This window comes from Neobacillus sp. OS1-32 (assembly GCF_030915425.1).
Lineage (GTDB): Bacteria > Bacillota > Bacilli > Bacillales > Cytobacillaceae > Neobacillus > Neobacillus paridis.
In genome coordinates this window covers 2,804,676-2,827,406 of record NZ_CP133263.1, presented here as the reverse complement: position 1 = coordinate 2,827,406, position 22,731 = coordinate 2,804,676, and the positions used below count along the sequence as shown (strand labels likewise).

Annotated in this window: 18 protein-coding genes; 16 read left to right on the top strand and 2 right to left on the bottom strand. The window is 43.3% G+C overall.

Annotated elements, in window-relative coordinates; genetic code table 11:
* Positions 1–2 precede the first annotated feature (2 nt).
* The 4 genes from purM to purD all read left to right on the top strand — a co-directional run bounded on the left by purM (position 3) and on the right by purD (position 4,622).
* Positions 3–1,037: a phosphoribosylformylglycinamidine cyclo-ligase gene (purM, locus tag RCG24_RS14035; RefSeq protein WP_202653564.1), complete on the top strand. Its 1,035-nt coding sequence runs from the start codon at positions 3–5 to the stop codon at positions 1,035–1,037.
* Positions 1,034–1,612: a phosphoribosylglycinamide formyltransferase gene (gene purN, locus RCG24_RS14030; RefSeq protein WP_308077305.1), complete on the top strand. Its 579-nt coding sequence runs from the start codon at positions 1,034–1,036 to the stop codon at positions 1,610–1,612. The genes purM and purN overlap by 4 nt, the downstream gene beginning before the upstream one ends.
* Before the next feature lies 1 nt (position 1,613).
* The gene (purH, locus tag RCG24_RS14025; protein WP_202653562.1) at positions 1,614–3,149 is read left to right on the top strand and encodes a bifunctional phosphoribosylaminoimidazolecarboxamide formyltransferase/IMP cyclohydrolase; all 1,536 of its coding nucleotides are present in this window, start codon (positions 1,614–1,616) and stop codon (positions 3,147–3,149) included.
* A 204-nt stretch (positions 3,150–3,353) separates the two neighbouring features.
* On the top strand, positions 3,354–4,622 hold the full coding sequence (gene purD / locus RCG24_RS14020) for a phosphoribosylamine--glycine ligase (RefSeq protein WP_308077304.1): 1,269 nt from the start codon (positions 3,354–3,356) through the stop codon (positions 4,620–4,622).
* Between the two features lie 52 nt (positions 4,623–4,674).
* Here purD and RCG24_RS21315 read toward each other — a convergent pair whose 3' ends face one another.
* Both RCG24_RS21315 and RCG24_RS14015 read right to left on the bottom strand, forming a co-directional pair.
* Positions 4,675–4,788, bottom strand: coding sequence for an EYxxD motif small membrane protein (locus tag RCG24_RS21315; protein ID WP_374049099.1), 114 nt, complete (start codon positions 4,786–4,788; stop codon positions 4,675–4,677).
* Between the two features lie 76 nt (positions 4,789–4,864).
* Positions 4,865–5,158, bottom strand: a complete 294-nt coding sequence (locus RCG24_RS14015; protein WP_308077303.1) for a YgaP family membrane protein — start codon at positions 5,156–5,158, stop codon at positions 4,865–4,867.
* 159 nt (positions 5,159–5,317) lie between these two features.
* Between RCG24_RS14015 and RCG24_RS14010 the strand changes: the two genes are divergently transcribed.
* From RCG24_RS14010 to RCG24_RS13955, 12 genes are all read left to right on the top strand, one after another.
* Positions 5,318–7,063, top strand: a complete 1,746-nt coding sequence (locus tag RCG24_RS14010) for an adenine deaminase C-terminal domain-containing protein (protein WP_308077302.1) — start codon at positions 5,318–5,320, stop codon at positions 7,061–7,063.
* A gap of 72 nt (positions 7,064–7,135) precedes the next feature.
* Positions 7,136–8,170, top strand: coding sequence for a DUF3048 domain-containing protein (locus RCG24_RS14005; protein ID WP_308077301.1), 1,035 nt, complete (start codon positions 7,136–7,138; stop codon positions 8,168–8,170).
* 25 nt (positions 8,171–8,195) lie between these two features.
* A complete protein-coding gene (locus RCG24_RS14000; protein ID WP_308077300.1) occupies positions 8,196–8,507 on the top strand; it encodes a YerC/YecD family TrpR-related protein in 312 nt (103 codons plus the stop codon).
* Between the two features lie 315 nt (positions 8,508–8,822).
* On the top strand, positions 8,823–9,506 hold the full coding sequence (locus RCG24_RS13995; protein WP_308077299.1) for a heptaprenylglyceryl phosphate synthase: 684 nt from the start codon (positions 8,823–8,825) through the stop codon (positions 9,504–9,506).
* A 64-nt stretch (positions 9,507–9,570) separates the two neighbouring features.
* Entirely contained in the window at positions 9,571–11,826 is a 2,256-nt protein-coding gene (gene pcrA, locus RCG24_RS13990) for a DNA helicase PcrA (RefSeq protein WP_308079188.1), read from the top strand.
* Positions 11,827–11,883: 57 nt separating this feature from the next.
* Complete coding sequence (gene ligA / locus RCG24_RS13985) at positions 11,884–13,890, top strand: NAD-dependent DNA ligase LigA (protein ID WP_308077298.1); 2,007 nt, start codon at positions 11,884–11,886, stop codon at positions 13,888–13,890.
* Between the two features lie 15 nt (positions 13,891–13,905).
* A complete protein-coding gene (locus RCG24_RS13980) occupies positions 13,906–15,072 on the top strand; it encodes a CamS family sex pheromone protein (RefSeq protein WP_202653554.1) in 1,167 nt (388 codons plus the stop codon).
* Between the two features lie 211 nt (positions 15,073–15,283).
* Entirely contained in the window at positions 15,284–16,876 is a 1,593-nt protein-coding gene (aceB, locus tag RCG24_RS13975) for a malate synthase A (protein WP_202653553.1), read from the top strand.
* Positions 16,877–16,922: 46 nt separating this feature from the next.
* Positions 16,923–18,206: an isocitrate lyase gene (gene aceA, locus RCG24_RS13970; protein ID WP_202653552.1), complete on the top strand. Its 1,284-nt coding sequence runs from the start codon at positions 16,923–16,925 to the stop codon at positions 18,204–18,206.
* A 204-nt stretch (positions 18,207–18,410) separates the two neighbouring features.
* A complete protein-coding gene (locus RCG24_RS13965) occupies positions 18,411–19,946 on the top strand; it encodes a peptide MFS transporter (protein WP_374049098.1) in 1,536 nt (511 codons plus the stop codon).
* Positions 19,947–20,209: 263 nt separating this feature from the next.
* Positions 20,210–20,620: a YueI family protein gene (locus RCG24_RS13960; protein ID WP_308079187.1), complete on the top strand. Its 411-nt coding sequence runs from the start codon at positions 20,210–20,212 to the stop codon at positions 20,618–20,620.
* A gap of 131 nt (positions 20,621–20,751) precedes the next feature.
* On the top strand, positions 20,752–22,080 hold the full coding sequence (locus RCG24_RS13955) for an IS3 family transposase (RefSeq protein WP_202654807.1): 1,329 nt from the start codon (positions 20,752–20,754) through the stop codon (positions 22,078–22,080).
* Positions 22,081–22,731: the final 651 nt, after the last annotated feature.

Here is a 22,731-nt window from a genome sequence, read left to right as displayed (position 1 = left end):
CTGTGGCCAATGCATATAAACAAGCAGGCGTTGATATCGAAGCCGGCTATGAAGCAGTTAAACGAATGAAAAAGCATGTCGAAAAAACAGCCAGAGCCGGTGTCCTCGGCAGCCTGGGCGGTTTCGGCGGCATGTTTGACCTATCGGCATTAAATTTAAAAGAACCGGTGCTGGTGTCAGGCACCGATGGCGTCGGCACGAAAATCATGCTCGCTTTCATGCTGGATCGTCACGATACGATTGGAATTGATGCGGTCGCGATGTGTGTGAACGACATTGTCGTTCAAGGAGCAGAGCCGCTTTACTTTTTAGATTATATAGCCTGTGGAAAGGCAGAGCCTGAGAAAATTGAAGCCATTGTCAAGGGGGTCGCTGATGGCTGCCAGCAGGCCGGCTGTGCCTTAATCGGCGGGGAAACAGCAGAGATGCCTGGGCTTTACCGCGAAGAGGAGTACGATCTTGCCGGGTTTGCCGTAGGCGCTTGTGAAAAGCAGCAGCTTGTCACCGGCGAAACGATTAAGCCGGGTGATGTCTTAATTGGGCTGGCCTCAAGCGGCATTCACAGCAATGGTTACTCACTAGTGAGAAAGGTATTTAACAACTGGTCGTTGTTGGAGTTCGTGGATGGACTCGAGTGTACATTGGGCGATGAATTGTTGAAACCAACGAAAATCTATGTGAAATCGATCTTGGCTGCTCTGAAAAAATTCAATCTGAAGGGTATGGCCCATATCACCGGCGGCGGTTTTATCGAAAATATTCCACGGATGCTGCCGGAAGGTCTGGGGGCGGAGCTTGATGAAAGAAACTGGCAGATACCTGCTATTTTCAAGTTAATCTCTGAGGTTGGGCAAATTGATTATAACGAAATGTATAATATTTTTAACATGGGAATCGGTATGGTAATTGCTGTTGACCGGGAGGAAGCTTCTGCCGTAATGGAGCATTTTCAACAATGTGGTGAAACGGTTTATGAAATTGGGGTTGTAACCGCTCAAGAGGGGATCATTATTAAAGGACGCGGTGGACGCCGATGAAGAATATTGCCATCTTTGCATCTGGAAGCGGGAGCAATTTTCAAGCGATTGTCGAGGCGGTCAGGGCGGAAGAACTGGCGGCGAAAATTTGCCTGCTTGTTTGTGACAACCCAAAGGCCTATGTATTGGAGCGAGCAAGGAAGGCGAGGATTCCAACATTTATGTTTCAGCCAAGGGAATACGCCAGCAAGGAAGAGTTTGAGAAGCAAATTGTTACCCAGCTTAAGGAAAGAAACGTAGAGTTCATCGCACTTGCCGGCTATATGCGGCTGGTCGGGCCAACGCTTTTAAGGGAGTACGAAGGCCGGATTGTGAATATTCATCCGTCGCTGCTGCCGGAGTTCCCGGGTAAAGATGCCATTGGTCAGGCGTTGGCCGCCAACGCCAAATGGAGCGGTGTGACGATTCATTTTGTTGATCAAGGAATGGATACTGGTCCAATCATTGTTCAGGAACGAATCCGGATTGCCGATGATGAAACGAGAGAAAGTCTGCAACGGAAGATTCAGGATACCGAACACAAGTTATATCCAGCGATTCTGCAAATGCTGTTGACAAGAGGAGAGGGAAAATAAAATGAAAAAACGTGCATTAATAAGTGTCTCTGACAAAAGCGGAGTGGGGGAATTTGCTAAGGAACTCAGCCGTCTTGGGTTTGAAATTATTTCAACAGGCGGGACGAAAAAAATGCTCCAGGAGCAAGGTGTACCTGTTCTTGGTGTCAGTGATGTAACGGGATTCCCGGAAATTCTTGAAGGCCGTGTTAAGACATTAAATCCTTTGATCCATGGCGGGTTACTGGCCAAACATGATGATGAAGGGCATCAACAACAGCTAAAGGAACATGGCATTGAACCGATTCAACTTGTCTGTGTCAACTTGTATCCATTTCAGCAAACCATTGCAAAACCGGATGTAACCGTCGAGGATGCCATCGAAAATATTGATATCGGCGGACCGACGATGCTTCGGGCCTCGGCAAAAAACCATCAGTATGTAACGGTTGTCGTCGACCCGGCGGATTATGTAACGGTTATCGCTGAGTTAAAGGACCACGGTGAGACGACACTTGAAACGCGCCGTAAGCTGGCGGCAAAAGTTTTCCGTCATACGGCAGCCTATGATGCTCTTATTGCCGAATATATGACAAATCTTGCAGGTGAGGAAACGCCGGAAAAGTTAACAGTTACATATGAATTAAAGCAATCCCTTCGTTATGGTGAAAACCCGCATCAGAAGGCCGCTTTTTATCGCAAACCGCTCGGTTCGACCTTCTCGATTGCATATGCGAAACAGCTGCACGGAAAAGAATTATCCTACAATAATATCAATGATGCTGATGCTGCCCTGCAAATTGTCAAAGAATTCACTGACCCGGCGGCAGTTGCCGTAAAACATATGAACCCGTGTGGCGTCGGTACTGGAACAACGGTATTTGAGGCATTTGAAAAAGCCTTTGAGGCGGATCCAGTTTCAATTTTTGGCGGAATCGTTGCTTTCAACCGGGAAATCGATACGCAAACAGCTGCGAAACTTCATGAAATCTTCTTGGAAATAGTGATTGCCCCGTCCTTCACGGACGAAGCGGTAACGATTTTAGCAGCGAAAAAGAATATCCGCTTACTCACTGTTCCATTTGGACAGTCGCAAAAAGCAGAGTCGAAGTTGGTAACCGTTGAAGGCGGATTGCTTGTCCAAGATCGCGACAATTATACACTAGACGATGCCACGATCACGATCCCAACAAAGCGGCAGCCTACTCCTGAAGAATGGGCAGCTTTGAAGCTTGGGTGGAAGGTCGTGAAACATGTAAAGTCGAACGCGATTGTTGTTGCAAATCAAGATATGACGCTCGGGATTGGTGCGGGACAGATGAATCGCGTTGGTTCAGCAGAAATAGCCCTTAAACAGGCTGGCAAGCGAGCAGAAGGGGCGGCACTGGCCTCCGATGCCTTCTTCCCAATGGATGATACCGTCGAAGCAGCGGCAAAAGCAGGCATCACTGCGATTATTCAACCCGGCGGCTCGATTAAGGACGCGGATTCGATTAAAAAAGCCGATGAATATGGTATCGCCATGGTATTTACCGGGGTAAGACATTTTAAACATTAATGTTGAAGTGCTTTCTACGATTCGCTAATATGTTGGTTGAAATCGCTAATAAACTAGACGAAACCGCTAATAAACGAGTTGAAACCGCTAATAAATGAGTCGATATCGCAAATAAACGAGACAAAACCGCAAATCAGATTGTTAAATTCGCTAATATAACTCAATTAATCGTTATTTTTACAATAAGAAACGGAGGTGGGCAGCGTGAAGGTTCTAGTTATCGGACGCGGTGGCAGGGAGCATGCGATATGTCGCAAGGTCAGCGAAAGTCCGCTGGTTGAGAAAGTATTCGTGGCCCCCGGGAACCCCGGCATGACAGATGTGGCTGAACTTGTTGCCATTGAGGAGTCCAACCACGAACAGCTGCTGGATTTTGCCCAGTCTAAAGAGGTCGGCTTAACCATTATCGGTCCAGAGGTTCCGTTGTTAGCAGGACTGGCTGATCAATTTCAGGCGGCAGGATTAAAAGTGTTTGGTCCGCAAAAAGCAGCGGCGGAAATTGAAGGCAGCAAATCGTTCGCCAAAGAATTGATGAAAAAATATAAAATCCCAACGGCTGATTACGCGGTGTTTACCTCCTATGAGGAAGCGCGTCAGTATGTCGAGGAAAAAGGGGCGCCGATTGTCATCAAGGCAGACGGTTTAGCGGCAGGAAAGGGTGTAACAGTAGCGTTCACGAAAGAAGCGGCGTTCGCTGCTCTGGAGGAGATGTTAGTTGCGGCAAGATTTGGCGAAGCCTCTTCACGTGTTGTTGTCGAGGAGTTTTTGAGCGGGGAAGAATTTTCGTTAATGGCATTTGTCAATGGTGAGGTCGTGATACCGCTTGAAATTGCTCAAGATCATAAACGGGCATACGACGGGGACGAAGGTCCGAATACCGGCGGAATGGGGGCGTATTCCCCTGTGCCGCAAATCGGTTCGGAAACGGTGCAAACTGCCGTCGACACCATTTTGATTCCAGCCGCAAAAGCATTAGTGCAGGAAGGCAGGAGCTTTTGCGGAATTTTGTATGCAGGGTTGATCAAGACGGCTGAGGGTCCAAAGGTCATCGAGTTTAATGCTAGGTTTGGCGATCCGGAAACACAGGTGGTGCTCCCGCGGCTGCAATCAGATTTAGTCGAAGTAATCCTTGAACTTTTAAGTGGCGGCCGACCAGTTCTGACATGGGACTCCCAAGCAATGCTTGGGGTGGTTGTTGCTTCAAAAGGATATCCGGGAAGCTATCAAAACGGTGCTGTCCTGGCTGGTTTAGCAGACATTGATCAATTTGTTTTTCATGCTGGAACGGCCAAGAATCAGGCCGGGGACTTTGTTACAGCAGGCGGCAGGGTACTTCTTGTAGGGGCAAAAGCACCCGGACTCGCTGAGGCGCAGGCAAAGGTTTATAAAGAGCTTGAAAAAATAAACTGTTCGGGCATTTTTTATCGAAAAGATATCGGTATGAAGGTGATCGCCGCCGCATATCGCGACTGATTGACAAAACTCACAGTTACATGTGTAAGCATGCAAAAATCGGACTCGAAATTCATTGTCGAGCCCGATTTTTTGTACGGCGCATGAAAGCATACAGGATGGCGACAATGCTTCCAATTAACAAAATAACGACAAACGAAGTATGTGTTACCCATTCACCAATCATGGTGACCGACTTCCTTTCCGAAGGGCTGTCTGGTTAGGGGCAGCCATCTATTTTGTTTGAGAATGTGATCCCCTCATCAAGATGGGTTATCTGTGAAAACATCATCAGTCAGCCCTTCCATACCGTCGAGCGAATCTTGCTCACCGCTGGATTGCTGCGGCATTTGCTGACATTTCTCAAAAAATGCCGTCATCGGACAATAGCGAACAATTCCTTCCGCTACCTTCATGGCTGCGCAGATGGCGACAAACAAATAGGAATCCCGCCAAGGCCGTTTTACCAGTTTTGCTGTACACCATGTTAGAATCGTTAATCCTGCAGTAATTCGAATTAACGCGTTAATAATCCCAATATTTGGTTTTATATTCATTACGCTCACTCCTTCGCAAATCGTTTACAGTTTTTATCAATTCTTTACTGCTTTAACTGAGAAAATATGATAGTATAGTAATTAAGATAATTTGTAAGGGCTTTCTTTTTAGAAAAATTTCATTTGAATTATAGATATTACACTTAGGGAGGGTTTCGTATGCTGGAACAGCGCTACCGTTGGAAAAATAAACATTTACGCATGCATGTGTCCGTTTTGGACGGGACGATATCGCCCACTATTTTATTAAAAAATGCCACCTATCTAAATCAAACCTTCCGGAAATGGATGAAAGCTCATATATGGATTTTCCAAGATCGGATTGTCTATGTCGGTGAAAACTTACCGAAACATGTGGAAAATTGTGAAGTGATCGATTGTTCGGACCAAATCCTCGTACCAGGTTACATCGAACCGCATGCTCATCCGTTCCTGTTATATAATCCCCATACACTTGCGGAATATGCATCACAGTTTGGCACGACGACTATCATTAATGATAACATGCCACTTGTTTTAAATTTCGAAAAAAAGGAAGCGTTTTCATATGTAAATGATCTTCAATCAATTCCGACAACCATGTTTTGGTGGTGTCGCTTTGATTCCCAAACGGAAATTTTGCATGAGGAAGAAAAATTTTCGCACAGTAATATTAAGTCATGGCTTGAGCATGAGTCTGTTCTCCAAGGCGGGGAACTGACGGGGTGGCCAAAGCTGTTAAACGGTGATGACATGATGCTTCATTGGATTCAGGAAGCAAAAAGAATGCGAAAGCGAATTGAAGGCCATTTTCCGGGTGCATCCGAAAAGACATTGGCCAAAATGATGCTCTTGGGGGCAGACTGCGACCACGAAGCGATTAACGGGGAAGAAATTTATAACCGTCTAATGCAAGGCTATATGGTGTCATTAAGACATTCATCGATCCGTCCCGATCTTCCTGATTTATTAGACGATATGAGAAGAATGGGCATTGATGCCTATGATCGGATGATGTTAAACAGCGATGGGGCCACTTCGCCTTTTTACGAGCAGGGGGTTACCGACCAATTAATCCGGATTGCCATTGAAAAAGGAGTTCCCGTCATAGACGCCTATAATATGGCGACTGTAAATATTGCCAGATATTATAATATCGATTATATACATGGAAATATTGCAACAGGACGGGTCGCCAATATTAACTTTTTAGCAAGTATTGAGAATCCGACGCCGGTTTCGGTTTTAGCAAAAGGAAAATGGGTAAAACGCGATGGGGTGAAGGTTGAGGGGGCCTATCCGCAATTCGATTGGGAACCATATGGGCTTAAACCGTTAGAATTAGATTGGCAATTATCAATGGATGATTTACAATTTTCGATGCCTTTTGGAATTAAAATGGAGAACTCTGTTATTACGAAACCCTATTCCATTTCAATTGATGTTTCGAGTGATGAACTGTCGACTGATCATGATGAAAGTTTCTTTACGATGATTGATCGAAAGGGAACATGGCGGATTAGCACTATGTTAAAGGGATTTACGTCTAAATTGCAGGCGCTGGCAAGCTCCTTTTCCAATACAGGCGATATCATTTTAATCGGAAAAAGCAAACAGGATATGCTTTTTGCTTTTAATAGAATGAAAGAAATGGGCGGTGGCATTGTTCTCGTAGAGAATCGCGAAATTATTTGTGAACTGCCGCTGCCTTTAGCCGGGGTTATGTCTAGTCTCCCAATCGAAGAGTTGATGCTTCAGCAAAAAACGCTGTTTGCAGAATTGCTAAAACGGGGTTATGCTTTTAACGATCCAATTTACAGTTTATTATTCTTACAATCAACTCACCTGCCATACATTCGTGTTACACAGCAAGGAATGTATGACGTCATAAATAAAACAGTACTCTTTCCAACAATAATGCGTTAAAATATAAAGGTATTAATGATTTAAAGTATAAAAGAATTTATCAACTTGACTGGAAGCAGGGGTGTTCATTAGATGAAGAAATGGGCTGTTGCGATAGCAGCTGTCCTTCTACTTTTTTCAGGCTGCAGTAAGGAGAAAGTGAAGGAACCGGAGAAGAAAGAAGAAAAAGCAGCCAAGCAGGTCGTGAAAAAACAGGAAACTCAATATACTTTTCCCTTAACAGGAATGGCTGCTGTGAAAGAGCCGGAGCAAAGAGCGATAGCGGTGATGATAAATAATCATCCGAAGGCACGGCCGCAATCCGGTTTAAGCAAGGCTGATGTGGTATACGAAATTCTTGCAGAGGGTGATATTACCCGTTTCTTAGCTGTTTTTCAAAGTGAAAAGCCGGCTAATATTGGTCCAGTAAGAAGTGCCAGAGATTATTATATAAAGTTAGCCAAGGGTTTGAATGCTCTTTACATCGCTCACGGCTACAGCCCGGAAGCAAAGAAGATGCTCAACAATAATTATGTCGATAATTTAAACGGAATGGTGTACGACGGCACGTTATTTAAACGCTCTACAGCGCGAAAAGCCCCCCACAACTCTTATATTACGTACGAGAATATTTTAAAAGGGGCAAAGTTGAAAAAGTATTCGATGAAAAAGACAACACCAGGCTTCCAATTTTTGTCGGATGAAGAAATGAAAAATTTATCCGGTAAAGCTGCAAATTCCGTTGCTATAAACTATTCAACTGGCGGAATCTCCAATTCTTCGTTTGTGTATGATGCTGCACTCGGAAAATACAAGCGCTTTTTCTCCGGTGGTCAACAAACCGTCGATTTGGAAACAAACAACCCGGTTTTAGTGGATAATATTTTTATCATTGAAGCCGTTCATAGCTTTATCGACTCTTACGGGCGCCGGGATATTGATTTAACTTCTGGCGGGAAAGGCTATTTGCTGCAAAAAGGTAAGGTAAATGAAGTGAATTGGGAAAATCATGATGGCCTGATTGTTCCGCTGAAAGATGGACAAGAGGTGCGAATGGTACCAGGAAAGACATGGGTCAATGTCGTTCCGACCCAACCGGGATTACAAAAGAGTGTTAGCTTTAAATGATTCTCATATTAAAGGAGTAAGATATATGCAAATTGATAAATTACGGGGTAAAGAACTCGATCAATTATTTAAGGCGATCCTTTCTTTAAAGGATCTGGAAGAATGCTATCGATTTTTTGATGATTTATGTACGATTAACGAAATTCAATCATTAGCCCAACGCCTCGATGTTGCAAAAATGCTCCGCGAAGGAAATACCTATCATAAAATTGAAACCGAAACAGGGGCAAGCACGGCAACGATTTCACGGGTAAAACGCTGCTTGAATTTTGGCAATGATTCCTATGAAATGGTGCTTGAGCGGATTAAAGAAGATAGTAAAGAAGAAGAGGAATAACCAGCCGGAGATCCAAGTCTCCGGTTTTTCCTTTTAGGATAAAAGCTGAAAGTATATAATTTTACATATTTGAAGCTTTTTTTACAAAATTCGAGCCTAATTTGACAAAATCCCTCAATAATTCTACAAAATTAGGAATAAAAAGGGGAATTCACTTCGTTAATGTGTCAGATCTACATAATCAAAGCTCTTTTATTATAAAGTGGCTTCCCGTCCTATATATTTCCAACCCCAGATTTAATGTTTTCTTTTTGAATCGTTTCCGCAAATGCTATAATGGTGTAATGGAATTAGAATACAGGAGGACTCCTTTCAATGTACGATGTTAGCAAGTGGCGCCATGTATTTAAACTCGACCCCAATAAAGAAATTTCCGATGAAAAATTGGAATTACTGTGTGAATCAGGAACGGACGCAATTTTAGTTGGAGGAACGGACGGGGTGACACTCGACCAAGTCCTACATTTAATGGCGAGAATTCGTCGCTATACGGTTCCGTGTGTTCTCGAGGTATCTAGCATTGAGACAGTAACACCGGGCTTCGATCTTTATTTTATCCCAACGGTCCTCAACACTAGCGACCCGAAATGGGTTACCGGGCTGCATCATCAAGCTGTAAAAGCATATGGTGAGATCATGAATTGGGATGAAATCATCATGGAGGGCTATTGTATCCTTAACGAAAATTGTAAAGCTGCCCTATTGACAGCAGCAAACTCCAATTTAGCAGCGGATGATATAAAGGCATATGCAATGATGGCAGAGAAAATGTTTCATTTGCCAATCTTCTATTTGGAATATAGCGGAAAATACGGGGATCCGGGGCTAGTGGCTGAAGTGAAAAAAACGCTTGAGAGCACAACTTTGTTTTATGGCGGCGGTATTTCGACCTTTGAACAGGCAACAGAAATGGCCAAGCATGCTGATGTAATTGTCGTGGGCAATGCCATTTATGAGAATTTTTCTAATGCCTTGGAAACTGTCCAAGCCATCCGCTAAAGATTTGCCAGAAGACGAAATAAACGATAAAATAAGAACAAACGTTTGTACGGTGGTGAAAAAATTGCAATATTTAACTGATAAGCTTCTTAACGGCTTAAATCCGGAGCAGCAAAAAGCAGTCAAGGCAACAGACGGTCCATTGTTAATTATGGCCGGTGCCGGCAGTGGCAAAACAAGGGTGTTAACACATCGGATTGCTTATTTAATTGTCGAAAAGCGCGTGAATCCCTACAACATTCTAGCGATTACCTTTACCAATAAAGCGGCTCGGGAAATGAAAGAAAGAATTGCGAAGATGATGGGCGGGACAGCCGAAGAAATTTGGATTTCGACGTTCCACTCCATGTGCGTTAGAATTTTACGCCGGGACATTGACCGGCTCGGTTTTAATCGTAATTTTACGATCCTTGACTCAGCCGATCAGCAATCGGTGATCAAGGGCATTTTGAAAGATAAAAATATAGATGTCAAAAAATTTGATCCGCGGGCCATTCTCGGTTCGATAAGTTCGGCAAAAAATGAATTGATAGCCCCCGAGGAATATGCTAAAACTGCCGGCGGCTACTATGAGCAAGTTGTCAGTGACGTGTATGAAGAATATCAAAAGCGCCTCCGGAAAAATCAGGCGCTCGACTTCGATGACTTGATCATGAAAACGATCCAGCTATTTAAGCGTGTTCCGGAAGTGCTGGAATATTATCAACGCAAATTTCAATATATACATGTCGATGAGTATCAGGACACCAACAAAGCCCAGTATATACTCGTCAAGCTGCTGGCCAGCCGCTTTAAAAATCTCTGTGTCGTCGGCGATTCGGACCAATCGATCTATCGTTGGCGCGGCGCTGACATTACCAATATTCTTTCGTTTGAAAAAGATTATCCCGATGCCACAGTGATTCTGCTTGAGCAAAACTACCGTTCAACGAAACGAATTTTGTTAGCGGCGAACAAGGTGATTGAACATAATTTTAACCGCAAGCCGAAAAACCTGTGGACGGAAAACCCGGAAGGAAACAAGATTGTTTATTACCGTGCTGATAGTGAGCAGGGCGAGGCCCAATTTGTCGCCGGAAAAATAAAAGAGTTAACCCGCAACAATCAGTATAAGCTGTCTGATATGGCCATCCTTTACCGCACCAATGCCCAATCGCGTGTGATGGAGGAAGTGCTGTTAAAATCAAATATAAGCTATCAGATTGTCGGCGGGACGAAGTTCTATGACCGCAAAGAAATTAAAGATATGCTGGCGTATTTACGGCTTATATCTAATCCGGATGATGATATCAGTCTGCAGCGGATTATCAATGTCCCGAAACGCGGGATTGGAGCGAGCTCTTTAGATAAAATGGCAAGCTTTGCCGCAGCGCATGATCTTTCTATTTTTGAGGCATTGAATTCGGTTGAACTGATGGGGTTAAGCCCGAAAATCACCAAAGCGGCGAGAGAATTCCGCGACTTAATCAAAAACTATACGCAAATGCAGGAATTCCTTTCAGTTACGGAGTTAGTCGAGGAAGTCTTAGAGAAAACAGGTTACTCGGAAATGCTGAAGGCGGAAAAGTCGATCGAAGCGCAAAGCCGCTTGGAAAACCTGGAAGAATTTTTATCTGTTACGAAGAACTTTGAGGAAGTAAATGAAGACAAAAGCCTCGTTGCCTTCTTAACCGATTTGGCTTTAGTCGCTGACATTGATTCGATGGATGATGAAGGGGAAAAAGCGGATTCCGTCGTCCTGATGACCTTGCACTCGGCAAAAGGGCTGGAATTTCCGGTTGTCTTTTTAATCGGGATGGAGGAGGGTGTCTTCCCTCATAGCCGCTCATTAATGGAAGAGGCGGAAATGGAGGAAGAACGGCGCCTTGCTTATGTTGGCATTACCCGAGCGGAGCAAAGCTTGTTCCTCACCAATGCCCAGATCAGAACGTTGTTTGGCCGTACGAATGTCAATCCGGCATCACGGTTCATCAGTGAAATTCCAGAAGAACTTTTAGAAGGGGTCGAACAGGAGACTAGTGTGGACACGCCGTTTGGATCAAGACCCTTTGGCCGATCGGGATCGGCAACATTTGGGACATCGAGATCATCCTTCGGAGCTCCTGCAGCACCTAGAAAACCGGTGATGAGGCCGACTTCTTCCGGCGGTGAAAATGTCGCTTGGAAGGTCGGCGATAAAGCAGAACACGGGAAATGGGGAATTGGAACGGTTGTCAGTGTGAAAGGTCAAGGCGAAGGAACAGAGCTTGATATTGCTTTCCCAAGCCCAATTGGCATTAAACGTCTACTGGCAAAATTTGCACCGATCAAACAGGTGTAACAAAAACTCCCGTTATGGAGTCCAATTTAATGATTTTTTCAGGAAAGGGCTGGATATATGGACCTTCAAACTGCTGAAACAAGGATACAAGAATTAAGAAGTTTATTAAATCAATATGGCTATGAATATTATGTGTTAGACAAACCGTCAGTACCGGATGCGGAATATGACCGTTTAATGAAGGAGCTAATCCAGTTGGAAGAGCAGTTTCCCCAGCTTAAAACTCTGGACTCGCCAACCGTTCGTGTTGGTGGTGCCGTACTTGATATGTTTGAAAAAGTGGAGCATCGGATTCCGATGTTAAGCTTGGGAAATGCCTTTAATGAGCAGGATTTACGCGACTTTGACCGGAGAGTCCGTCAGGCTGTCGGCGATCATGTATCCTATGTGTGTGAACTGAAGATTGATGGACTAGCGGTTTCCCTGCGATATGAGGCCGGTCTGTTTGTTCAAGGCTCCACCCGCGGTGACGGCACGATCGGCGAAGATATCACGGCCAACTTAAAAACGATTAAATCGATTCCGCTGCGCCTAAAGGAACCAATTTCCATCGAGGTTCGCGGGGAAGCATATATGCCAAAGCGTTCATTTGAGGCCTTAAATGAAGCCAGGAAAGAGCGGGGCGAGGAACTGTTTGCCAACCCGAGAAATGCCGCGGCAGGTTCACTCCGCCAGCTCGATCCGAAAATAGCTGCCTCAAGACGGCTGGATATCTTTTTGTATGCTATTGGAAACCCCGAGGTAATTGGGGCTGCTACCCATAGCGACAGTCTTGATCAATTAGACAAGCTTGGCTTTAAAACAAATAAAGAACGGCGCCAATGTGCCACGATTGATGAGGTATTGGCATACATCCATAACTGGACTGAAAAACGCCCACAACTTCCGTATGAAATAGACGGGATTGTCATCAAAGTTGATTCACTTGCCCAGCAGGAAGAACTCGGCACAACGGCTAAAAATCCGCGCTGGGCGATTGCCTATAAATTTCCGGCCGAAGAAGTGGTTACGACCCTCTTAGATATTGAAGTTAGCGTTGGCAGGACGGGTGTGATTACGCCAACCGCCATTCTTACTCCTGTTAAAGTAGCCGGAACAACTGTTCAACGTGCCTCGCTCCACAATGAGGATTTAATTCGAGAGAAAGATATCAGAATTGGCGATAAGGTTGTGGTCAAAAAAGCCGGCGATATCATTCCGGAGGTGGTAAATGTTCTTGCTGGTGAACGAACAGGTGAAGAGGTTGATTTTCAGATGCCGACCCATTGTCCGGAATGTGGCAGTGAACTTGTCCGTCTTGAAGGTGAGGTTGCACTGAGATGTATTAATCCGAAATGTCCGGCACAAATTCGTGAGGGGCTGATTCACTTTGTCTCTCGTAATGCCATGAACATTGAAGGCCTTGGAGAAAAGGTCATTAGTCAGCTGTTTGCAGCAAAATTAATCAGTGATGTCGCTGATATTTATAAGCTAACTCGTGAGCAACTGCTGGCGCTGGAAAGAATGGGTGAAAAATCTGTTTCCAATTTATTAGCGGCGATTGAAACATCGAAGGGCATTTCCTTGGAGAAATTGCTGTTTGGACTTGGTATCCGTCATGTCGGGGCAAAAGCAGCCAAAACACTGGCAATCCAATTTGATACCATGGAAAAACTGGCTGCCGCTTCAAAAGAGCAGTTAATCGCAATCGCTGAAATTGGCGACAAGATGGCCGATTCCATTGTCAGCTTTTTTGAACAGGAAGAAGCGAAGGAACTCATTCAGGAGTTAGTGGCTGCCGGAGTTAATATGGAATACAAAGGGGCAAAACCCGTTTCAGCAGCGGAACTGGATTCGATTTTTGCCGGAAAAACAGTTGTGCTTACTGGAAAACTCGAGCAGTTAACCCGCAGTGAAGCAAAGGAAAAGCTGGAATCCCTTGGTGCCAATGTTTCCGGAAGTGTGAGTAAAAAGACAAATCTGGTCATTGCGGGTGCCGACGCAGGTTCAAAGCTAACCAAGGCACAAGAGCTGGGAATTGAAGTGTGGGATGAAGAGAAGCTGCTGGAAGAATTAAATAAGTAAGAGGTGTTTCATTATATGAGAAAACTCTCATTGCTTGCCTTTACCCTCGTTCTTTTGCTTAGTGCCTGTGCACCTAATTTCAGTAAGCAAAATGAAGAGGTCCAAACTTCAGGGAAGTCGAGTAAAGGAAAGGCAATTATTCCAAAGTACAATATATCGGATAAATATTATCGGACGATTCTTCCCTTTAAACCAGGGGAAGCGCGCGGGCTGGTCGTAAATAATATTAATACGAGATATGATTTAAATGAATTCGAAATGGGTTTAATGCGGATTGCCCAGAACAGTTTTGATACGGATAAGTATTATTTTCGTGAAGGGCAGGAGATTAAGGCTGATACCATTAAGGCCTGGTTAAACCGCCGATATACAAAACAACAACTAAAGAAAAATAAACTAAAACAATCTGATAATGTCGGATTGAACCCGATTAATACAGGGACTGAAGCAAACCCGAGCTCACCGATTTATTTGGCTCATATTCTCGAGCATGATTATTTAACCAAGGATGATAAAGGAAATGTAAAATTAGGCGGAGTTGTAATTGGACTCGCGATGAATTCGACCTATTACTATAAAGTTTCCGTCGGCAGCGGTACGGTGGAAAGGGATGAAACGATTAAATATGCCGATATGGTACAGGAAGGAAAAAAAATCGCCGCTGAAGTAGTCAAGCGGATGAGGGGAATGAAAGGTCTGTCCGAGGTCCCGATTACGATTGCCTTATTTAAACAGGAAAAGAAATCGTCTGTCGTCCCCGGTAATTTCTTTGCTTATACCACCGTTGACAGTGGCAGTTCGAGCCTGAATAAATGGGAGAAGGTAAATGAAAAGTTTTATTTATTCCCTTCAGCTGATGCCCAAAAAGATCATCGCGATGATGTCATTTCCTTTTTGAACTTTAAGCAGGATGTAGAGGATTATTTTCCTAACTTTACCGGTGTTATTGGAAGAGCTTTTTACGTAGGAGATCAGCTGCAGGATCTTTCGATTACGATCCCAATCCAATTTTATGGGAAATCGGAAGGAATCGGTTTTACCCAGTATGTAACAGGGTTAGTAATGCAATATTTCCCTAAATACTTACCGGTTTCGGTAAGTGTCACCTCTGTCAACGGACCCGAAGCGCTGATCGTCAAAAAGGCCAATGATACCGAACCGTTTGTTTATATTTACCCGTAATAACCGACCGGCTTTTTTGCCGGTTATTTTTTTGCTTTTAGGCTATTTTTTTATTTCTGTCAGCTGTTTTCCCCTTGTAAATATTGAATTAAGGTAATATTCACCTCTTTTTTATAAAAATTTTCAGAAAAGTGGTTTCTTTTTTGTAAATAGTGTTATATAATACAAAACGAGGTAAGTTTCTGTATTATAACAAGAGGTGATGTAGTACATGTCGACGCAAACAAGGGGTATTGAAGTGGTCGGGGCCTTGAAAGCCCAATTTGAAGAGATTTTGACGCCTGAAGCGTTGAATTTCATTGAAGAATTAGAGCGGAATTTTGGCGCGAGAAGAGTGGAACTGTTACAGTCCAGACAAAAGCGCCAAGAGGAAATTAACAATGGCAAGCTGCCTGACTTCCTTCCGGAAACAAAACATATCCGCAACGGGGATTGGACAATTGCCCCGCTGCCAAAAGATTTACAAGATCGCCGCGTGGAAATTACCGGGCCGACAGACCGAAAAATGGTGATAAACGCCTTGAATTCAGGTGCAAAAATGTTCATGGCTGACTTTGAAGATGCCACATCACCGACATGGGAAAATATTGTTGAAGGACAGATCAACTTACGAGATGCGGTAAAGCGGACGATTTCCTTTGAAAATCCAAATGGCAAAAAGTACGAATTAAATGAGCAGACAGCCGTGTTGATCGTAAGACCCCGTGGGCTCCACCTTGAGGAAAAGCATATTTTAGTAGACGGAAAACCAATCTCGGGAAGCTTTGTCGATTTCGGCCTTTACTTTTTCCATAACGTAAAAGAATTGTTGGCTAGAGGTACAGGCCCCTATTTCTATCTGCCAAAGCTGGAAAGTCATTTAGAAGCTCGACTTTGGAACGATGTATTCGTTTTTGCTCAAGAAAAACTCGGTATCGCGCAGGGAACGATTAAAGCAACTGTGCTGATCGAGACGATTATGGCAGCATTTGAAATGGAAGAAATTCTCTATGAGTTAAAAGAACATTCAGCTGGCTTGAACTGTGGACGTTGGGATTATATTTTCAGCTATTTGAAAAAGCTGCGCCAACAGGACGATGTCATTCTGCCAGATCGTTCACAGGTGACAATGACCGTTCCGTTTATGCGTTCGTACTCGCTACTTACAATTCAAACATGTCACCGACGCAAGGCACCGGCAATTGGCGGAATGGCCGCACAAATTCCGGTAAAAAATAACCCGCAGGCTAATGAAGAAGCATTTGCGAAGGTTCGCGCCGATAAAGAGCGTGAAGCGCGTGATGGTCATGATGGGACATGGGTTGCTCATCCGGGGCTGGTACCGGTAGCAATGGAAGTGTTCAATCGCGAGATGCCGACGCCAAACCAGATTCATACGACAAAACAGCAGAAAATTACCGTCACTGCTCAAGACCTGTTGGAAGTACCAAATGGAACGATTACCGAGGCAGGAGTTCGTACCAACATCAACGTTGGGATTCAATATGTTGCATCATGGCTATCCGGACGAGGAGCAGCCCCTATTTACAACCTGATGGAGGATGCGGCAACAGCGGAAATTTCACGGGCTCAGCTTTGGCAATGGATCCGTCACCCGAAAGGGATCTTAAATGACGGACGTAAAGTGACAGTTGAAATGTATGAGGCGTTTAAGGCAGAGGAGTTGGAGAAAATCAAACAGGAAATTGGGGAACAAGCTTTTGCCGGCGGCCGTTTTGAAGAAGCCGTTAAACTGTTTGATCAATTAATTTTAGACGATGAATTTGTTGATTTCTTAACACTACCCGGATATGAGCTGTTATAAAAAATTTATATATAAAAAATAGTAGATTAATAGGAGGAAATGGAAAATGACAGATGCAAGAGTAGCGCAATTACAAGAAAGCTGGGAAATGGATGCACGTTGGAAGGGGATTACAAGACCATACACGGCAGAAGATGTTATCAAACTTCGCGGTTCCATCGACATTGAATATACATTGGCTCGTAAAGGCGCCGAAAAGCTTTGGAAGCTGTTAAACGAGGAAGACTATATCAATGCACTTGGTGCTCTGACAGGTAACCAAGCAGTTCAACAAGTGAAAGCAGGCTTGAAAGCCATTTACTTAAGCGGCTGGCAGGTTGCTGCAGATGCCAACCTGGCTGGACAAATGTATCCGGACCAAAGCTTGTATCCGGCAAACAGCGTTCCTGCTGTTGTGAAGCGGATTAACCAAGCATTGCAGCGCGCCGATCAAATTACACATGGAGAAGGCGACCACTCAATCGACTGGTTTGCTCCGATTGTAGCTGATGCTGAGGCCGGCTTTGGCGGTCAATTAAACTGCTTCGAATTAATGAAAGCAATGATTGAAGCAGGGGCATCCGGCGTTCACTTCGAAGACCAACTATCTTCCGAGAAAAAATGCGGTCACTTAGGTGGTAAGGTATTACTTCCGACACAAACAGCCGTCCGCAACCTGATTGCAGCCCGTCTAGCAGCCGATGTTATGGGTGTGCCAACTGTATTGGTTGCTCGTACAGATGCCAACGCTGCTGATTTAATTACAAGCGATATCGATATGAACGATGCTCCATTTATTACTGGTGAGCGTACAACCGAAGGATTTTTCCGTACGAAAGCCGGAATTGATCAAGCAATTGCCCGTGGCTTAGCTTATGCACCATATGCGGACTTGATCTGGTGTGAAACTTCCGAGCCAAATATTGAGGAAGCAAGACGTTTTGCGGAAGCAATCCATGAACAATTCCCTGGCAAGCTATTGGCATATAACTGCTCTCCTTCTTTCAACTGGAAGGCTAAGCTCGATGAAGAAACGATTGCAAACTTCCAACAAGAGCTTGGTAAAATGGGCTACAAATTCCAATTCGTTACACTTGCAGGTTTCCATGCTCTAAACCACAGCATGTTCGAGCTTGCTCGCGGCTACAAAGATCGTGGCATGGCCGCTTACTCTGAATTACAACAAGCTGAATTTGCCAGCGAACAATACGGTTATACTGCAACTCGTCACCAACGTGAAGTTGGCACAGGTTACTTTGACCAAGTATCTATGGTAATTACTGGTGGTACTTCTTCTACAACTGCACTAAAAGGCTCAACAGAAGAAGAACAATTTACAAGTACAAAATAAATATAATCCTTTTGATCCTTCTCTCCTTAACTGGAGGGAGGGATTTTTTGTTTTCAGATGCATTTTATAAAAAATTTTGACGAATTAGTATTTTAAGATAATTTTCACTAAGTACTAAACAAATCTAATCTTTGAAAAAACTAACAATTGACAACTTTCAACAATATATTTATTATTTTAATATAGAAATGGAGGTTAAATTGAATGTCAACATTAAGAAAACAGAAAATTGAGGAAATAATTCCAGAAGAAATGTCAAATAGACAGAAGATTGTGGATAGTGTTCCTCAAACAGGTTTTTTTGGTCATCCTAAAGGATTGTTTACGTTATTCTTTACTGAATTTTGGGAAAGATTTTCATACTATGGCATGAAAGCCATTCTAGTCTATTATATGTATTATTCCGTCACTAAAGGCGGATTAGGTATGAACCAGCAGACGGCCCTCGCCATCGCTTCTGTATATGGATCATTGATCTACATGTCAGGGATCATTGGTGGATGGGTGGCAGACCGGTTGATTGGACCATCCAAGTCGCTGTTTTACGGCGGTATTTTGATTATGTTCGGTCATATCGCTTTAGCTGTACCTGGAAGTAAAGCAATGTTTTTTACTTCAATGGTGTTAATTATCCTCGGTACAGGCTTATTAAAGCCAAATATTTCGACGGTTGTAGGGGAAATGTATGATATTAATGACGCCCGCCGTGATGCTGGCTTCAGTATTTTTTATATGAGTGTAAACCTCGGGGCCTTTATTGCTCCATTAATTGTCGGAACAGTTGGAATGAATTATAATTTCCATTTAGGTTTTGGTATCGCTGCTCTTGGAATGTTCTTGGCATTAGTTTGTTATGTTTTAACAAGGAAAAAGAACCTTGGCCTTGCTGGTCAATTCGTTCATAATCCATTATCCTCAGAGGAAAAGAAAACTACTTTTGTAAAATTTGGCTTGGCAGCAGTTGTTCTTGCCGTAATCATTACGATTTCTGCTATGACCGGCATTTTAACCGTTCAACGGTTTATTTACCTTGTCGGAATCCTTGGATTTGTAATTCCAACCATCTATTTTATTTACATGTACCGCAGTCCAAAAACAACAAAGGAAGAGCGTTCGCATTTGATCGCCTTTATTCCGTTATTCTTGGCAGCCGTTATGTTCTGGTCAATCCAAGAGCAAGGTTCAACGATTCTTGCCGCTTTTGCTGACAAACGGACACAATTAGACTTTGCGGGAATTCATATTAATCCATCTTGGTTCCAGTCAGCGAACCCATTGTTTATCGTTGTGTTTGCACCAATTGTTGGAACACTTTGGGTAAAATTGGGTAATAAGGCACCAACGATCCCGGCGAAATTTGCCTACGGTCTGCTATTCGCGGGGTTGTCATTCGTCGTTATTTTAGTTCCTGCTTTGATCGGCGGAACGCATGCATTGGTTAATCCATTATGGCTTGTACTTAGCTACTTTATCGTCGTAATCGGGGAATTGTGCTTATCGCCTGTTGGCCTGTCAGCGACCACCAAACTGGCACCGTCTGCTTTCTCATCACAAATGATGAGTATGTGGCTCTTATCGAACGCAGCGGCTCAAGCACTTAACGCGCAAATCGTTAAATTCTATACGCCGGAAACAGAAATGACCTACTTTGGTGTTATTGGAGTACTGTCAATTGTTCTTTCGATTATTTTGTTTGCACTGACTCCAAAAATCAAAACCTTTATCAAGGATATCCGCTAATTTGTTATCATAAAACTACGGGGAAGCCGGTTTCTCCGTAGTTTTTTACTTTTTTACGCCTTGCCTGGATGGATAGAGAGAAGGGGGCATTGTCCAGAATATAGCCATAGGAACTCCCATCAACGCAAAATTTATAAATGAGAGCCCTTGCTCAAGAAAGTCCGGTTGCTTGGTACGAAAAAATAAAAATGAATGGAACAATCCTTTTTGTCCTATCATAGGAAATAATAGTTCTTGTATTGGAGTTGATTGGATTGAAAAAAATGAATGTTGAAGAGATCCTTCAACAAGGGATTCATGGACCTTTGGAAACGAAGCCGGATGAGCGGCGGAAATACTTGGGGACACTGCGAGAGCGGATAGTGGTCGCTTTAAAGAAAGGCCAGGTTGCAGAGGAAACGGTATACCCAGAGGTAGAGCAGTATATGAAGGAGTATCCCAAGGCACACCTTTTTCTTAATGGAACTTTGAGCTATGAGCAACTATCCAAATATGTAAAACAAGCAACGAAGAACAAAATTGGGCATACCATTGTCACAAATAAAGAAAGTAACACAGACATTGGTTTGGTATTGGCACTGGATTATGCAATTGATAAGGATGAAATTTTTATTACAAAGAAAGCTCCGGAAATCCCTGCTGCCAAGGAAAGCTTTTGGACAAAATTATTTTAAAGCAAAAAAGAGTGTATGATTCACAACGGAGTAAAATGGTACCTGTAGGTAGGACACTTGAAAAAGAGTGTTTCACCTACAGGTATTTTTTTATATACTTGAATTTCAGAATATGGGGATTAGGGGACAACATGAGTAAAATAACTTTTTCAATCAAAGAGATAAACACACTTCAAAAGAATCCAAATGTACATCGTGTCAGCGATCGGTCTATTACCTATACTGACGATTTTAAAAATAGATTTATGGATGAGTACCTAGCCGGCAAACTCCCTCGTCAGATCTTTGCGGAGAACGGCTTCGATGTGGACGTTATAGGAATAAAACGAATCGAACAGTCAGCCTGCAGGTGGAAAAAAGCCTATGAGAAGAATGGTTTGATTGGGCTTACAGATACGAGGAAAAACGCATCCGGTAGACCCTTGAAACGTGAGCTTACACCGTCCGAAGTGATTGAAAGACAAAAGGCAAGAATCGAGCTGTTGGAAGGACAGGTTGAGCTGTTAAAAAAGCTAGAAACGACAGAAAGGAGGCTGCTAAACTCAAGCGAAAATCTAAATCCGAATAATGCATATCAATTGATTCAGGAGACTATTGAACAAAATGGATTTAAGGGGATGACCAAGTATTTATGTGAACTCTTAGAGGTATCCCGGTCTGGATATTATAGCTACCTAAAGGCTGCCTCTTTCCGGGAAGCAAAGGAGAAATTGGACCTTGAAGCGAAGGAAATCATTTTAAAGGCCTTTGATCGACGCGGATATAAGAAAGGTTCACGCTCCATTAAAATGATATTGGAGAATGAATTTAACATTCTCTTTAGCCGTAAAAAGATACAAAGAATCATGAGGAAATATGGAATCGTCTGTCCTCATAGAAAGCCAAATCCTTATAAAAGGATTGCTAAAGCAACCAAGGAGCATCAGGTTGTTCCAAACAAGTTAAATAGGGAATTTAAACAAGGAGTTCCAGGAAAAGTGTTATTAACGGACATTACTTATTTGCCATATAACGGAAATTCTATGGCTTATTTGTCAACCATAAAAGATGCGTCCACTAACGAACTCCTGGCTTACCATGTTTCTGACCGTATCACCCTAGACATCGCAACAAAGACGATTCACAAACTAATGAAAAACAAGAAGATTACACTGCATAAAGATGCCTTCATCCACTCTGATCAAGGGAGCCATTATACGAGCCCAAGATATCAAAAGTTATTAAAAAAATATGGCCTAGGCCAATCTATGTCTCGAAGAGGGAACTGTTGGGATAATGCCCCTCAAGAATCTTTCTTTGGTCATTTAAAAGATGAAGTAGACTATCAATCTTGTAAATCCTTAAAAGAACTAAAAGCAAAAATAAATCACTATATGGTTTACTATAACAATTATCGATATCAATGGAATTTAAAAAAGATGACCCCTATTCAATATAGAAATCATCTTCTAGTTGCTTAACCTCTTTTTTTATTGTGTCCTTGACATAGGTACCATTTTAGAGTCAGGCACTCTTTTTTCATAACGCAACTTCTCGTAAGGTATAAGTCCGATAAGAGACAGGGAAGAGCGAAAAAGAGTAACGAAGGTCACCAAACGAGGGAGCGGAGCGGGGAAAAGTGAACATGGGAAGGTTCAATGAACAGAAAGCAGGGAGTGGAACGAGGAAAAGTGAATATGGGAGGGTTCAATGAACAGAAAGCAGGGAGCGGAGCGGGGAAAAGTGAATATAGGAGGGTTCAATGAACAGAAACGAACGAGCGGGAAAGGAAAAAGTGAATATAGGAAGGTTCAATGAACAGAAAGCAGGGAGCGGAGCAGGGAAAAGTGAACATGGGAAGGTTCAATGAACAGAAAGCAGTGAGCGGAACGGGGAAAAGTGAATATGGGAAGGTTCAATGAACAGAAACGAACGAGCGGGAAAGGAAAAAGTGAATATAGGAAGGTTTAATGAACAGAAAGCAGTGAGCGGAACGAGGAAAAGTGAATATGGGAGGGTTCAATGAACAGAAACGAACGAGCGGGAAAGGAAAAAGTGAATATAGGAGGGTTCAATGAACAGAAACGAACGAGCGGGAAAGGAAAAAGTGAATATAGGAAGGTTCAATGAAC